We start from the raw sequence: 16,347 nt of genomic DNA on the forward strand, positions 1-16,347 counted from the left end.
CGGTACGGATTTAGGAGTGAATCAACGGGCCGACGCGGTGCCGGGCAACGTGTAATATTCGTACGAAATTTTCCACGTAAACGTCTGTCCCGGTTCGGCTTTAATTTTGATGTACGGTTCAGGGCAGACTGTGGTATGAATAGACCAGAACGCCAGTTGCACCAAAGGCTGATCGCCCACGACGCGGACTCCCGTCCCGGTTTTGCGGTTTTCGATGCGGAAATCGTAGTCTTTTGCGGAATCGCCGAAACCGCTCAGGTAACAATGCGTACTTTCGCCTTTGGGCAATTCTTTCAAATACACAAACCGGTTTTCCTGAATGTCGGCAAAGGTGCCGATGCCGCGCAACGGCTTGACCTGAAGCGCAAATGGAAAGGTTACCGAAACATCCGGCCCGGTTTGCTGCTGATCCAGCATGAAGAAATTGTGGTCGTACACCGTCGTTTCGATGGGCTTTTGTCCGGTATTTTTCAGTCGGTGTTCCAGCACCAGCATCGGTTTTCCCTTCAAAAGCCGGACGGTTTTTTCGTACCGATACGAATACCCGGCCGCATCGGTCAGGTCATGCGTGAAAACCGCCTGATCTTTCCCGGTTTTAACCGTCCACTTGCCGGGATTGACAATGGCATACCGCGAAGCAGCCCGGTACGGCGCGTCTTTGGCTTTGCGGAGTGAACCGACACCGATTTTCAGAAAGTCGTCCCCCGGTTTGGCTTCTTGGTACCCAATCGGCATAAATTCTTCAACCGGCCCGCTGATGGCGTCGTGCAGCTTCGGATCGTATGTTTCGAACCACTGACCGAAATACGAATGCTCCTTGTACGTCAGGCTCGCGATCACGCCCGACCAGTCGAACCGTGTGCCCTGGTAATAACCGGTTGATGAATCCGGCAGGTACAATTTGGCCCGAATCAACCCGTTCGAAAGTTCCGCTTCCGGAAACGGCGGCAGCAGGGTGGCGCTGACGAAACTGAGAAGAATAACGAAAAAAGCGACGATTTTCTTCATAGGATTAACCCCCAACCCCTTCAAGGGGCTTTTCGCATCTAGTGGCAAGAGCCCCTTCAGGGGGTTGGGGGCAGTTATCAATAACCCGGATTTTGTTTCATATTAACGTTCGCAGTGATCTCGTTGATCGGGATGGGCTGCGCGTAATCCGTTGGGTCGAACTGAATTGCCCCGCCCCGGATTTTCTGGTAGTAAGCCGCTTCCTTATCTCCGATTTTCCACCGGCAGACGTCGAACCACCAGTTGAATTCGCCGAAGAACTCGGCCCAGCGTTCGTACTTGAGCGGATCGCTTTTCAGTACGTTGTCGGGTGCCATCGTCTGGTCGGTCAGGCTTTTGTAATCAACCGGCGAAACCGTATTGACCGGATACCCGTAAGCGCGTCGTTTCACCTTGTTGATGTATTCCAGCGCCGTGGCGTTGTCGCCGGTTTTCATCAGGGTTTCGGCGTAGAGCAGGTAAATATCGGCCAGTCGCAACCAGAGAATGTTGGACGGATTTGCCCGGTTGATTTCCAGCTCTGTTCCGTTTAGGTTGATGTACTTCCGGAAACTCCAGGCTTCCATGTCCAGCTCGGTGATGTCGAGGTAGTGCGAAATGGGCCGTTTTACCCCGGCAACCACCATCGAATCGACGTACGGTTGCAGACAGGCCACCCAAAGCCGGGGGTCAACGGTTTTGTTCGCCCGGGCCGTAATGGATTTGGTGATGTACGACTTATCGACGTTCGAGATGTTGGCCGACGTGGTTCCGTTCGGGAAATAATGACCCAGGTTAAAGCCGAACCGGGCGATGTTTTTAGCGTGCGGGAATACGTTCGTCCAGGCCGAAGCGATGGGCGTTCCGGTGGTGGGGCTCACGTACGAAGGCGCAATCAGCGTGCCCATCATGGAACCCATTGATAAATCCGAACCGGAGTAGGTCATGTCGACGTTCAGGTTGAGCTCAAACAGCGATTCGGAATTGAATTCATTCTGTCCGTTGAACATGTTTTTGTACACATCGAACGAAACCAGCGATTTGTTGCTGGTCGTAACGATGTTGCTCAGGTAGGTTTTGGCGTTGTTCCAGTCTTCGGTAAAGACGTAGGCTTTGGCCAGAAACCCTTTCACCCCCCATTGATCCACTTTGTGTTTGTCGGCAACGGCGGTCCAGGTTTTTCCGTTCAGCAGGGTTTCGGCCTGTTTCAGGTCGTTAATGATGAAATCCCAGCTTTGTTTGACGGTTGAACGGGAAATCTGGGTTTCGGACAGGTTGTTGGCGACGGTCGTTACGATCGGGACTCCCATTTTATCACCACCCGCGCCGTTCACGATGAAGGTTTCGCTCCAGAATGTGGTCAGGTAGAAATAATACCAGGCCCGCAGGAAAAGCGCCTGCCCTTTGATCAGGTTGATCGAAGCCGCGTCCGTGGTCGAAGCCGTGGGCAAAACCCGCTCCACACCGGCCAGCAGCGTGTTGCAGCGTTGTACACCCCGCCACAAATCCGGCCAGATCTGCACCAGAAAAGCGTCGCTGGGCAGGGCGTTGTTCTGCCCCATCTGAATCCAGTTGGGCGATCCCTGCCAGCTCAAATCCGTGGTGTGATCCCAGAGGTAGGTGCTGTACGGACCAATGGCGCGGCCGAAAATACCAACGGCGTGCTGAGTGCCGTATGCCCCCGTCAGGAGTTGTTCCAGATCGGAAACGCTGGCCGGGTAGCTGGCGGTTGAAATGGCGGTAGGGTTGTTGACGTCAACGAAATCCTCTTTACAGGAAACGATACCCGCCACCAAAAAAGCAAGGAAAGATAACTTGAAGAATAGTTTCATGGGTTGGAATGCGTTGGCGGTTAGAAACTCAGGTTAATACCCATCGACAGCAACAGGGTGCGCGGATACGAGAAAATCGTGTCGATTCCGCGGGCGGTGGTGCCGTTGCGTCCCAGCACTTCCGGGTCAAGACCGCTGTATTTCGTGAACGTCAGCAGGTTCTGGGCCTGGGCGTAGATTTTCAGGTCCTGCACCCGGATCGCTCTCGTCAGGGCATTCGGCAGCGTGTAGCCGATTTGCAGATTCCGCAGTTTCAGGAACGAACCGTCTTCTACGAAATAACTCGAAATCCGGCCGTAGTTGGCGTTCGGGTCCCGCGAAAATGCCCCGGCGGAATTGGTCACCCCCACGCGTGGCGAACTCGTCAGGCCGTTGCCGTTGAAAAACGACGCGTTGAAAATGTCCTTCGTGGTGTTGTAATCGCCGTACATGAACTCCGTGAAGTACTTGTTCCCGTTGTACACATCGACGCCCTGAATGCCCTGGAATAAGGCGGTTAAGTCGAAACCCTTCCAGCCCAGATTGAGGGTCAAACCGTAGGTGAGTTTGGGCCAGGGGTTTCCGATGAAGGTCTTGTCGGCCACCGTGATGCGTCCGTCGCCGTTGGTGTCTTTGTACCGCAGGTCACCCGCAGCCGTTCCGGCGTTCTGGTAATACACACTGGCAGAACCGGCCGCCTGCTGCGCTTTTTCGTTCAGGGATTTCACGTCGGCATCCGACTGGAAAATACCTTCAACGATATACCCGTAAAACTGGCTCATCGGGTGACCGACTTCCGTGCGTCCGGCGTTGCCGTCGAGGTCCAGCCCGGCCTGGCCGTCGCTGATCGGGTTGTTGTTAACGCCGTCCAGTTTCTTCACCAGGTTCCGGTTGAATGACGCATTGGCCGCGATGGCGTAGGTGAACGCACCGGTTTTTCCCCGGTAATCGACGGCCAGTTCAAGCCCTTTGTTGCTCATCTGACCGATGTTGGTATACACGGACGTGTTCCCAAAACCGGCCGACTGCGCCACCGGAACCTGATAAATCATCCCCTGCGTCTGGCGGCTGTACCAGTCGACGGTGATATTCAGCGCATTTTTCAGCAAACCGATGTCCAAACCAACGTCCGTTTGGTTGACGGCTTCCCAACGAATGTTTTCGTTGGCGAGTTGGGCAGTCAGCGCGTACCCTTTGGCGCGCGTGCTGCCGTCGGCCAGCCCCATGCTGTTCGTGCCGTTCGTTCCGCCATAAGATGCCTGGTACGTATACTGGGGAATGTTACTGGTGCTACCCAATTTCCCGTAACTCGCCCGAACTTTCAGGTTGGAAAAATACGTCAGGTTGTCGCGGATGAACGGTTCTTCGGTCAGTTTCCAGCCGATAGACGCCGAGGGGAACACCCCGAATTTGTTCGTGGGGCCAAACCGGTCTGAACCATCCCGACGGATGTTGGCGGTAAGCAGGTACTTATTGGCGTAAACGTAGTTGATCCGCCCAAACTGCGAAAGCAGCCGGGTTTGCGGAAACTCGCCCCCGCTGGCGACGTAGCTGCTGGGGTTAGTCGTTAAGCCCAGGTTATACGTTACATACGGAAAGCCCTGCGCCGAGGCACTGAGGGAACTCAGGTCGGATTGGTAGGCTTCATATCCGGCCATCGCTTTCAGATCATGTTGACCGAAGGTTTTGGCATAGGTCAACACGAGGTTGGCCGTCAGGTTTCGCTGATTGTTACCATCGCGGCCCAGTGAAGCAACGCGGTTGGCGACGATCCCGAAATCGTAGGCTTCCACGAATTTGTAGTTTTTGACGTTGTAGATCGATGCGCCGAAGGTCGTTCGGAAGTTCAGACCGTTCGTAATTTCCCAATCCGCGTACACGTTGCCTTCCAGGGCGTAGGTCTGGTTTAACTGGTGGTTGATGAATTCGTTACCAACCAGGTTCGGACCACCGAAATAGTTACCGGTTTTGGCCCAGCCGCCGTAAGTATTGGTCGGGTCGTAAACCGGAATAACCGGCGCGGAGCGGAAGGGGAAGGTCGTGCTGACCGTCGGATTCGTGCCCGTCATCCAGCCGTACAGCGTTTCACCCACCTTGAACCGGCGGTTGATTTTAAAATCGGCGTTCGAACGAATCCCGTACCGCTTGAACCAGTTGTCGATGATCGTACCGCCCTCGCGCTGGTAGTTAACCGACAGGTAATAGTTGCTCTTGGCCGAAGCGCCGGATAAGGAAAGTGAATAACTCTGCTCCCCGCCGGAGGTGTATAAATCATCGACCCAGTCGTTGTTAGGCAAGGTATTGGGGTCACCCCAGCTGTTGGTGGCGACACCGAAGGCGGTTTTTGCTTTGTAATAGTCGGCGGTATTCAGCAGTTTGAATAAATTGAGCGGCTGACGAACCCCGTAGTAGGCGTTGAAATTGATGTTCATCTTGTCCATGCTGGTTCCGCGCTTGGTCGTCACCAGCACAACGCCACCCGCAGCCTGCGCCCCGTAGATGGCAGCGGCACTCGCATCTTTCAGAATTTCAATGGATTCGACGTCCTGGAGGTTGAAGTTATTGCCCGACGACATCCGGATACCGTCGACAATGTAAAGCGGAGCCATGCCCCCAATGGAACCGACGCCCCGGATTACAATATCGGAGCTGGCGCCCGGCGAACCGTCGTTCCGGGTCACCTGAACGCCCGCGGCCCGGCCTTGCAGGGCTTCGTTCACGCTGCGAACCGGCAGACTTTTCACATCTTCCGCTTTCACTGACGAAACCGATCCCGTCAGATCCGAGCGTTTCTGGGTACCGTACCCAACGACGACGACTTCACTCAGGTTTTTGGTATCTGTCGCCAGCCGAATGTTGAGGGTACTCTGTGCGCCGACGGTTACTTCCTGCGTCAGGTAACCGACAAAACTGAAAACCAGCACATCATCGCCGGTGAGCAGCGACATCCGAAACTGGCCGTTGGCGTCGGTGGTGGTACCACGCGTCGTACCTTTTACCACAATGCTCACACCCGGAAGGCTGGCCCCCGACTCGTCAGAAACGGAGCCGGTCACGGTTCGATCGGCGGCATTTTCGATGGTCAGGCGCAACAGTTCCTGCGGAGTCATGGGCAACACGACTTCCTGCGTCAGAATAATCTGGCGGCCCTTGATCAGGTAAGAAACCTGGAGCGGTTTGAGCAGATTGGTCAGCACCGCGCTCAACGGCTGATTCGTCGCATTGAGCGAGACGCGGTCATTCAATTGAACCAGCGCCGAACGGTAAGCAAAACGAACGTCGGCCTGTTTGCACAACTGCTGCAGAACGGTTTTGACCGACTGGTTCGTCACCTGAACCGTGACGCGCTGGTCCATCACTCGCTGCGCTTCGACCGGGCGGGCGAGGGCTAGTCCGGTGAAGATCGCTGCCAGTAGTAACTGATAGAAAGTCAATTTCATAAAGCTACGCAACAGGCTAAGCGGTTGTCGAAGTTTTTCCATACTTTTACTTGTTTTTTGGCTGTTTGGGATTACGAATAGACAAAAAATACCCTTCTTCATCCTGGAGAGGTTGATTGTCAAAGGGGCTTTGCAGGCCAATGATGCTGGTACCATCATTGGCCTTTTTTGTGAACAGTGGGTTACTGGGTCATAGGCAGTTGGGATTAAGGCTCGAGATGGTTCAGATACTGAATTAATTTATGGGTTTAGGAATAGTGTTCAAGGCTAGTGACAACCTTTGCTGGTAATCATGATCTGTCCGTCCAGCACTTCGTACGACGCGCCGATCGTCTGACAGATGACTTCCAGGCGTTCCATCAGGTTTTCTTCGTTAAACGAGACATTCACCAGACAGGCCGCCATCGCGTCTTCGTCGAACCGTAATTTCACGCCGTATGTCCGCTCCAGACTCGCGAAAACTTTAGCCACCGGCGCGTCCTCAAACTCCTGCTCGCGGCTGGGCCGGTTGACGATCAGAGCCGCCGGTTTTTCCACCACGGCCCTGACGAGCCGGTTATCTTCCAGGTTGTAGGTCATTTGCTGGTTGGGCGTTAGCACGACGCCTTCAACGCGCCGGAGGCCCGACTGCTGGGCCTTTTCGTAATCCTTCAGCGAATACACCGAAACCCGCCCGGTTTTGACCATTACCGTCACGTCTTTTTCTTCGACATAAGCGCGAACTAAAAAGCTGGTTCCCAATACTTTGGTGACGGTTTGGTTGGCGTAAATCAGAAAGGGCTTGGCCGGATTTTTCACCACGTCGAAAAAGGCTTCCCCGCTCAGGTAAACCGTCCGCGTGGTGGCACTGAACAGCTTCGGATAACTCAGGCGGCTTTTCGGGTTAAGCGTCACCACACTACCGTCGCTCAGCAGGACATTGATTGCTTTGGGTCCGTTATTGACTTTTTCCTCCAGCGGAGATTTCTGCACGGTTTTGGTCAGGTATTCGTACGAATAAGTAGCCGGTTTTGCGGTACGGTTGATGTAAAACCGGGCGACAAAACCCAATAGCACCAGCACCGAAGCGGCCACGGCCCAGCGCCACCAGCTTCGCTGATTCAGCGGAATTTCGGGCGTTTCTTCTTCTTCGGCATCCCGGCGCTCGGCGGCTTTGTTTACCAGTTGTTCGAGTTCCTGCGCCAGCCGTTCATCGGTGGCATCGTCGCGGTAATGCGCATTCAACGCACGAACCAATTCCTGGGCCTGCCGGACCACTTCCGCGCGGTCAGGATTCTGGGCGAGCCATTGGTCCCAAAAACGGGCGGTTTGTGGTGTGTTTTCCGTGGTCCACTGCCGGAACGATTCATCGAACAGGAAGTCTTCGGCTTCGTACGTTCTATAATTAATCATTGAGCGAATTGCATTCTATGGCTTCTATTTCCATAGTGCCGGATGCGGGGGCGCAATACTCAAAAAAAGTAAAATTATTTTGGGGAAAATCTCAAAAGGAGCCGGAGCGGATCAGTGCCAGCAGCAACAGCAACAGGCTGGACGACCACTGGCTGCGGAGTTCCTTGAAGGTTCGGTAAAGCAAATTGGCTACGCTTTGCCGTTCCAGCCCCATGATCTGGGCGATTTCGTGGTTGTCGAGATTCTGGTAAAACCGCAGGTACAGCACTTCCTGCTGGCGTTTGGAGAGCGACGCCATGAGCTGATGAAGCAGCCGGGTTTGCTCGGTCTGGCTTTCGTCGGCGATGATTTGCTGTTCGATGGAATCGGCAAAGGGCAATTGCGTGGGCGCCGATTCATCAATATCGACGGCAGTTGGCCCCGACCGAGTCTTTAATAACTTATAGCGCAGGGATTTCAGGAGGTAGGCTTTTACAAAAACCGCATCGCCGACGGTCGTCCGGTGGTCCCAGAGGTCCAGCAGCAAATCCTGGATCGTGTCCCAGACCAGTTCGGAATCCGCAGTCAACCGCAAACCGTAATTATACAAACCACGGTAATGCACCTGGGCCAGCTCGCCGAAAGCCAGCTCGTCGCCAGCCTTGAAGCGTTGCCATAACTCCTGAGGTGTCAGCTTTTTATAATCAGCGGCAGTAACGTGTTCCAATAGATGATGACCGTCAAATACTGACTTTAATTATACCAAATGTAGTGTTATTTTAACACAGATGGTATTTTCCTACGTAATTCTATAATTAAAATAATTTAATATATAGGACGGTGCGGATGGGGGATACAACGCTTTCAAAAGACGAAAAAAAGGGGGTTCTAATCAAAAAAGGGAAGATGCTTTAAATAAACGGGCAGTTGGCTAACTTTGGTAAATTTTCCGGATATCCGTTCCTAATGCCGACACGACTATTGAACTAAACGAATAGCCACCCCATGAATGATCGGTTTAAAACATGGCTCAAGCGCGTCGGCTGGCTGGGCTTTCTCTTCTTCCTCATCAAGGGCCTGCTCTGGCTTATCATTCCCTATTTGATCGCAAAAGGCGTTTTTTCAAAGTAGAAAACCGGTAAGAAATAACATAATCCATTTTGTTCGGTTTATTGGATACCTTTTAACCGGTCTAATTATTGCTGCCGGTTGGATAAAATTTTTGTATAAAAGATGATCCGGTATTCAACATTCATCGTCTAAAGTACGTATTAATTAGCGTAGCGAAGACCGAATGGAAATAACTGAAAGGCTACTCGGGGACTTATCGAAGTAACGTGAAAAAATTTCTGACGGTTTTTTTTCTGGCCATTCTGGCACTGATTTTTCTGGTTCTTGGATTCCTGTGGGTGGTCGGTACCACAACCTGGGGCCAGGAATTTGTGACCCGTCAGGTCAATAATTATTTAGCCGGAAAACTAAAAAGCCCCTTTCGGATCGGCAAAATCACCTACGAAATTCCGGACTACGTAAGCCTGGAAGATGTGCTGTTTATTACGCCCAAGGGCGACACGCTGCTGGCCGGTCAGAAACTCCGCGTCGATCTCGACATGATGGGTCTGCTGAAAAACCGGGTGGCCCTCAACCAGATCGAGCTGGAGAAAGTCCGCGTAAATCTGAATCGTACGCTGCCCGATACCACCTTCAATTTCCAGTATATCATTGATGCCTTCGACACCGGTGGCACTCCGCAGCCGGTTGATACGACGGCGGCTCCCCTGGACATTAGTCTGGCGGGAATTACATTAAAAGATGTTCGGATTCGGTACAAGGACGACGTGGTCGGAGCGGATGTGGGCGCGTACGTCGATAGCCTGCGCGCGAATTTCGACAAGACGAATCTCGACAAATCCCAGTACCATCTGAAAACCGTCACGGTAGACGGCCTGATTGCGACGACCCGGCTTTACAAAGGAATCGATACCCCCGAAACCCCAGCGACTTCGGCGCCGGGCGATACGCTTGATCTGAAATTGGGCAGCTGGCAGATGAACCGGGTACGTTGGGATGTTGATGTGGAGGAAGCGAATTTTCAGACCAAAGGCACCGCCGGACGGCTGGCGATGGAGGCCGATTACCTGTATCTGGACGGAGAAAAAATCGGAATCAAATCGCTGGAACTCGAAAATTCGGACATTGCCACCATTCTGACCAAACCGGCCAAAATCGCAAAACCGACGTCTTCGACAACGGCAACCAAAACCGTTACTACCGAGGAATCGGGCGGCTGGCGGGCCAACATCGGGCGGGTGGCGCTGGCGAAAAACCGCATCCGGTTTGACGACCAAACGCAGCCGAAACAGAAAACCGGTCTGGATTACGGCCACCTCGACCTTCGGGATTTTTCGCTCTCGGCCCAATCGCTGCAATACACGCCAAAATATATTTTCGGTAAATTTCGCGGGGGACGTTTCCGCGATCAGAGCGGTTTTACGCTCCAGCGGCTCGATGCCGACGTCCTGTACAGCGACACGCTGACGTCAGTGACCCGGCTTTTTGTGCAAACACCCCAGACGCTGCTGCGTGATCAACTGATTTTGCGGTATGATTCCATCGGACAGCTCAGCCGACCGCGCGAAGCAAACCGCGTCGGTATTCGGGTCAATCTGAAACAAAGCCGGGTGGCATTTGCCGATATTTTGCAACTGGCACCTTTTCTGTCCACCACACCACCGTTTAGCGAAAACCGTCAGGGCGTCATTCGGGTAAACACGCTGATGCGCGGTACGCTGGCGAACCTGAGCATTCCGACCTTTGAGGTCGATATGTTGTCGGGAACGCGGCTGCGGGCGAGCGGGCGGTTGCGGAACGTGACGGATGTAAACCGCCTGGCGATGGACATTAATCTGACCGAGGGCTCAACTCAACTGCGCGATATTCGGCAACTGGTTCCGAAAGGCACGCTGCCGGATTCGTTCAATATTCCGCCGAAACTCCGGCTGACCGGTCGTTTTCAGGGCGCACTCGACAACCTGAATATCAATTCGGTCCTGCAAACCGATTGGGGAAATGTCGATTTTGACGGAAATGTAAGCGGTTTTGTGGCCGGTAAAAATCAGGCTTACAACGGGAAAGTGGCTTTGGCACGGTTCGAAGCCGGGCGCTGGCTGGGGCAACAGGGAACGCTGGGCAGCATTACGGCCGATGCGACGGTCGATGGGCGGGGAATCGATGTCAAAACCATGCAAACCGCTTTTCAGCTCCATGTCCGGCAGGCGGAACTGATGGGGTATAATTACCAGAATTTCGACGCCGAAGGTGACTTGAATAAAGGTTTGTTAAACATTAAAAGCACGCTCGACGATCCGAATGCCAAGCTGGCGCTGAATTCGCAGGTCGGTCTGCTTCAGGATTTTCCCAGCGTGCGGGGCGGAATTGCGATTGATAAACTGGATCTTACACAACTGAAACTGTATAAAGATCCGCTGAGCCTGGAGGGGAAAATGCGGTTTGATTTTGCGTCGACCGACCCGACCAAACCGGTCGGCATTCTGGTGGCCCGCGAAACCGTGGTGCGCTACAACGGAAGCTCGTATCCGCTGGATTCGTTTTACGTTAAAACCGATGTGGACGGCCCCCGGAAGATCGTAGAGGCCCGGTTGCCGTTTGCCACGATGAACCTCAACGGCCAGTTCGACTACACCCGGCTGGGCGATATTGCCATTGGCGAGTTCAGCAAATACATCCAACTGCCTGATCTGACGTACAAACCGGTCAACCCGCCGTACGGTTTCAACGTCGAAATGACGGTTAGTCACCACCCGTTGTTGATGGCTTTTGTGCCCGCGCTGACCAAAATGGACCCGATTACGTTCAAGGCGTACGTGGATAATGTGCGGGATACGACCTTCGCGGCTTCGCTGAAAACCGGTTTGATCGAATACGATACCATGCAGATTCGGGGCGTTACGATGAATCTGGCGGGGCTAAACGGGCGGCTGGGCATTACGGGTCAGGTAAATTCGGCTAGTGCGAGCGGAATCCAGGTGAACGTTACGAAACTGAATGCGGAAGCAATTAAAAACCGGCTGTGGTTCGAGATTGAATCGGACGACTCGACGGGCCGGGCGTGGTACGGTGCTTCGGGAAATCTGGCCATTGCCGACCGGACGTACCAGTTCCGGTTTAATCCCGACGGTTTGCTGACCAACTACCAGCGCTGGACCAGCGACACGACGGGGTACATCCAGTACAGCGAAGATGGCTTGCTGGCCAACCGGTTTATGCTCCAGACGGGTTCACAGAAAATTCTAGTCAACAGCATTGTGCCGAAACCCAATGCTCCGATGGAGGTTAAAGTGGAAAACATCGACCTGACCAACATGTCGAAGCTGGCCAATCAGGATACGACACTGGTGGGAGGGACATTAAACGGCGACATAATCCTGCGAAATATATTAACCAATCTGTCGTTTACCGGCAACGTCAATGTCGACAGTTTGAATGTGATGGCCAAACCGCTGGGCAATCTGACGGCCAGGTTTGAAAACACAACCGAACAACGGATTTCGACGGATGTGGCGCTGGTGGGTTCGGGAAACCAGGCGCGGGTGACCGGTTTTTACAAAGCTTCCGATCCGGCCAATGCGCTGGATTTCAAGGTTATTCTGGATTCACTGAGTGCCAGGACCATCGAAGCCTTCAGTTTCGGGCAATTGCGGCAAGCCAGCGGTCGACTGCGGGGCGAAGTCGATGTAAATGGTTCGATCGAACAACCGAGAATGAACGGTTCGATGTCGTTCGATTCGCTGGCGTTCAACGTTGCATACCTGAATGCCACCTACAAAATCGACGACGAAACCATCCGGTTTAACGAAAAAACCGTTACGTTCCAGGATTTCAGCGTCCGCGACGCCCTGAACCGCACGCTGACCACGAACGGAACCATTACGATCCGGAAACTGCCGGACGTGGCTTACAACCTGAACATCAAAGCCGACAAGTTTCAGGTACTGAATGCCACCCGGAAAGATAACGATCTGGCGTACGGCAACGCGGCCATTAGCGCCAATCTGAACATTCGCGGAAGTGGGACCAGCCCGACCATCAACGGTTCTGTCAAGCTCGAAGACGAAAGCAAGGTGACGCTGGTGCTGCCCGATCAGAGTTCGACCGTGAACGAAGCGCGCGAAATCGTCACGTTCATCGATCACAAAGACACGCTGGCGCTGCGCAAATACCTGGTGGCGATAAAACCGGACACGACCCTGCCCCGCGTGGCCTTTCAGAACCTGAACAACGCCCAGATCGACCTGAGTCTGGAAGCCAATGAGAAGTCGGAAATTACGATTGTGGTGGATGAACTCAACGGCGATAACCTGCGCATCCGGGGCAACGCCCAGTTGAACGTGGGCATCAGCCAGAGCGGGGCGATTTCACTGCTGGGTCGCTACGACGTTACCGAGGGGGAATATTCGTTGACGTACGAAGTGCTGAAACGCAAGTTTTCGATCCAGAAAGGCAGCTACATTACCTGGACGGGCGATCCGTTGCGGGCGCAGCTCGACATTACGGCTGTTTACCAAACCACGGCGACGCCCGCCAACCTGATTGCGAACGAAACCAGTGAACAACTCCGCACGGCGTCGAAACAGAAAATCCCGTTCAACGTATTGCTGAAAATGAAAGGACAACTGGCGGCTCCCGACATCAGCTTCGACATTTCGATGCCGGAATCGGACTTTCTGGCGTCACAGACCGTTATCGATGCGGTTAATTCCAAACTGACCCAGTTGCGGCAGGACCCTTCGCAGTTGAACAAACAGGTTTTCGGATTGCTCGTACTGGGCGGTTTTATCGCCGAGACCTCATCCAGCTCAACGGGGGGGGGGATCAATACGGAAGAAATCGCCCGGAACAGCGTGAGTAAAATTCTGTCGGATCAGCTGGAAAAATTCGCGTCCAGCCTGCTGAAAGGGTTTGATGTCAATTTTGATCTGCTATCGTCGAGCCAGTCGGCGGGGGTTAATAACACGGTGGGCTCCCGAACCGACCTGAACGTGGGCGTATCGAAGAGCTTTTTGCAGGGCCGCCTGACGATTTCGGTGGGTCGCAATTTTGTGCTGGAAAGCAATAATTCCACCATTACCCGCAACCCGAACGAAGTCTTTGATAATCTGTCCTTAAACTACAACCTGACCCGCGATGGCCGGTACATGCTGCGGGGCTACCGCAAGAGCGATTACCAGGCCGTTTTGGAAGGTTATGTCATTGAAACCGGCGTCGGGTTTGTCATTACGGTCGATTACAACCTGTTAAGCGAGATATTTCGGAAATCGGCGGAAAAAGAGAATCAATGAGAAAGAGTTTAGGACATATTGTTGCTTTTCTTGCGCTAACCGGCTGTCATGTGGCCCGACACATTCCGCCCGGGGAGAAGCTGTATATGGGTACCGAAATCAACGTGCAAACGGATTCGACGGTTTCCAAAAGTGAAAAAGAACAGATTGAAACGCAACTGGCCGATCTGGCCCGCCCGAAACCAAATAAGAAACTGTTCGGCTATCCGTATAAAGTCGGGCTGTATTACCTGATGGGCGAACCCAAAAAAGAGAAGGGATTCCGGGCCTGGTTCCGGCGGAAATTCGGAGAGGCACCGGTTTTTGCAAGTGCCAAAGCCCTGTCGTCCAACTCGTTGATCTGGATGGCATTTCTGGAAAACGAAGGATTTTTTCGCTCCACGGTTTCCGGCAGTCTGCGCGACAACCCGGACAGTTCGAAAAGCTACCAAACCGTCGGCGTGTATCAGGTGCAGGTACAACCCCGGTATTACATCGATTCGGTCGCGTTCCTGATGGACTCGACGACGCTGCGAAAACCGATGGAGCAGATCAAAAAGCGGACGCTGCTGAAAAAGGACAATCCGTACCGGTTTGACGTGATTAAACTGGAGCGCGAGCGGATTACGCAGGGATTGCAGCGCCAGGGCTTTTTTTATTTCCAGCCCGATTTTATTGCGGTTCTGGCCGACAGTGCCCAGGGCAACCACCGTACGCGACTGTATCTGGCCATTAAACCGGAAACGCCCCGGGCAGCTTTATTACCGTACTCGGTTCGGGATATTTATGTGTACCCCAACTACAGCCTGTCGTCCAACACCACCCGGAGGGATACCGCCCAGGAGCAGGCGGTTGAGTTTGCCAAACTAAAAATTGTAGACCCCGCGGGCGTATATAGTCCCAAGCTTTTTCGGGATATCATTGCGCTTCGTCCCGGCAAACGCTACAACAGCCGGGCGCAGGAACAGACGCTCTCGCGGTTTGTGAACGTGGGCTCGTTCAAGTTTGTCCGGAACCGGTTTGAGCCGGATCAGCAGGGCGATTCGACGGTGATGGACGTTTTTTATTACCTGACGCCCTACCCGAAGAAATCGGCCCGGTTTGAACTGGCCGGAACCAGCCGTTCCAACAACCTCGTGGGGTCGCAAATCAGTCTGAACTGGCGCAACCGCAACGTGATGGGACGCTCGGAACTGTTTACCATCAACGCCAATACCGGGCTTGAATTTCAGATTGGTTCGCGGCAAAGCGGCATCACCAATTACCGCTACGGCATCCAAACCAGTCTGACCTTTCCGCGGCTGGTTTCTCCCATTCCGATCAAACACTACGAGCGCGGGCAGACCTTGCCCCAAACGACGGTTTCGTTGAGCTACGATTTGATTGTTCGCCGGGAGTATTATCACCTGAATTCCTTCCTGACCACTTTCGGATATAACTGGCGAAGCAGCCAGCAGATGGAACATAGTTTCCAGCCCATCAGCATCAACTACGTGCTACCCTCGAGTTATGGAGAAAAGTTCTTCGCAATGGAAGACGACCCGGCCACGCGGCAGCAATACATTAATATTTTGCGCTCCGAACAGCTGATTTTGAGTTCGTTATACACCTATAACCTCAGCTCGTCGCCCCGCGGAGAATCGGCGTATACGTACCGGTTGAGTGTGAACGTTGAACCCGCCGGGAACCTGGCGTCGTTACTGACCAATAAAGTCAACGGTTTAGGGGAAGAAGTGATCTTTGGCGTTCCCTATTCGCAGTTTTTCCGAACGGACGTCGATAGCCGCCATTTTTTCAAACTGTCACCGGGCATCACCTGGGCGAACCGGATATTCGCAGGTTTGGGGATTCCCTACGGAAATTCAAATCAATTGCCGTTTGTCAAACAGTATTTTGTCGGTGGGGCCAACAGCATCCGGGCTTTCCGGCCCCGGGCGGTGGGGCCGGGTACCTATACCCGAAATCTGGACGGATCGGTCATTTTGCAGGACGGGGGGGGCGATATCAAGCTCGAGTTTAACACGGAACTTCGGCCTAAATTCAATAAGTATTTTCAGGGTGCCCTGTTTCTGGATGTCGGCAACGTCTGGATGTATTCCGATAAAAGCGCCTACGGAGCGGGTACGCAGTTCAAGTCAGATTTTTACAAACAACTGGCCGTTGGAACCGGTCTGGGGTTGCGGATCGACGTTTCGTATTTTGTCGTCCGCTTCGACCTGGCGTTTCCGTTGCGAAAACCGTGGTTGCCCGAAGGCCAGCAGTGGGTGTTCGACCAAATCGATCCGGGCAGCAAGGCCTGGCGACGCGACAACCTGATTCTAAATGTGGCCGTCGGTTATCCGTTCTAAAAAACCGGTATCGTTTTCATTACCTGATCATTAACTTTTACAAGAGACTTCA

The 16,347-nt window shown here is 53.4% G+C and carries 8 protein-coding genes; 3 read left to right on the forward strand and 5 right to left on the reverse strand.

The window, feature by feature from the left end; genetic code table 11:
* Positions 1–21: 21 nt before the first annotated feature.
* From GJJ30_RS08720 to GJJ30_RS08740, 5 genes are all read right to left on the reverse strand, one after another.
* Complete coding sequence (locus tag GJJ30_RS08720) at positions 22–1,008, reverse strand: hypothetical protein (protein WP_154174755.1); 987 nt, start codon at positions 1,006–1,008, stop codon at positions 22–24.
* Positions 1,009–1,085: 77 nt separating this feature from the next.
* On the reverse strand, positions 1,086–2,819 hold the full coding sequence (locus tag GJJ30_RS08725; RefSeq protein ID WP_154174756.1) for a RagB/SusD family nutrient uptake outer membrane protein: 1,734 nt from the start codon (positions 2,817–2,819) through the stop codon (positions 1,086–1,088).
* Positions 2,820–2,839: 20 nt separating this feature from the next.
* On the reverse strand, positions 2,840–6,280 hold the full coding sequence (locus GJJ30_RS08730) for a TonB-dependent receptor (protein WP_154174757.1): 3,441 nt from the start codon (positions 6,278–6,280) through the stop codon (positions 2,840–2,842).
* Between the two features lie 225 nt (positions 6,281–6,505).
* A complete protein-coding gene (locus tag GJJ30_RS08735; RefSeq protein ID WP_154174758.1) occupies positions 6,506–7,630 on the reverse strand; it encodes a FecR family protein in 1,125 nt (374 codons plus the stop codon).
* Positions 7,631–7,721: 91 nt separating this feature from the next.
* A complete protein-coding gene (locus GJJ30_RS08740) occupies positions 7,722–8,336 on the reverse strand; it encodes an RNA polymerase sigma factor (protein ID WP_154174759.1) in 615 nt (204 codons plus the stop codon).
* A 278-nt stretch (positions 8,337–8,614) separates the two neighbouring features.
* On the opposite strand from GJJ30_RS08740, the gene GJJ30_RS32510 reads away from it, so the two are divergent.
* The 3 genes from GJJ30_RS32510 (at position 8,615) to tamL (ending at position 16,295) form a co-directional block, all read left to right on the forward strand.
* Positions 8,615–8,740 carry a hypothetical protein gene (locus GJJ30_RS32510; protein WP_262707858.1) on the forward strand — a complete coding sequence of 42 codons (126 nt, stop codon included), beginning with the start codon at positions 8,615–8,617 and terminating at the stop codon, positions 8,738–8,740.
* Positions 8,741–8,946: 206 nt separating this feature from the next.
* Positions 8,947–13,968, forward strand: coding sequence for a translocation/assembly module TamB domain-containing protein (locus tag GJJ30_RS08745; RefSeq protein WP_310588216.1), 5,022 nt, complete (start codon positions 8,947–8,949; stop codon positions 13,966–13,968).
* Positions 13,965–16,295: a translocation and assembly module lipoprotein TamL gene (gene tamL, locus GJJ30_RS08750; protein WP_229313037.1), complete on the forward strand. Its 2,331-nt coding sequence runs from the start codon at positions 13,965–13,967 to the stop codon at positions 16,293–16,295. The genes GJJ30_RS08745 and tamL overlap by 4 nt, the downstream gene beginning before the upstream one ends.
* Positions 16,296–16,347 lie beyond the last annotated feature (52 nt).

It is taken from the genome of Larkinella terrae (assembly GCF_009668025.1).
Taxonomy (GTDB): domain Bacteria; phylum Bacteroidota; class Bacteroidia; order Cytophagales; family Spirosomataceae; genus Larkinella; species Larkinella terrae.

Bases quoted from the DNA above. Each gene is read 5' to 3' on its own strand.
- GJJ30_RS08720 (WP_154174755.1), bottom strand. From the start codon at position 1,008: ATGAAGAAAATCGTCGCTTTTTTCGTTATTCTTCTCAGTTTCGTCAGC.
- GJJ30_RS08725 (WP_154174756.1), bottom strand. From the start codon at position 2,819: ATGAAACTATTCTTCAAGTTATCTTTCCTTGCTTTTTTGGTGGCGGGT.
- GJJ30_RS08730 (WP_154174757.1), bottom strand. From the start codon at position 6,280: ATGGAAAAACTTCGACAACCGCTTAGCCTGTTGCGTAGCTTTATGAAA.
- GJJ30_RS08735 (WP_154174758.1), bottom strand. From the start codon at position 7,630: ATGATTAATTATAGAACGTACGAAGCCGAAGACTTCCTGTTCGATGAA.
- GJJ30_RS32510 (WP_262707858.1), top strand. From the start codon at position 8,615: ATGAATGATCGGTTTAAAACATGGCTCAAGCGCGTCGGCTGGCTGGGC.
- tamL (WP_229313037.1), top strand. From the start codon at position 13,965: ATGAGAAAGAGTTTAGGACATATTGTTGCTTTTCTTGCGCTAACCGGC.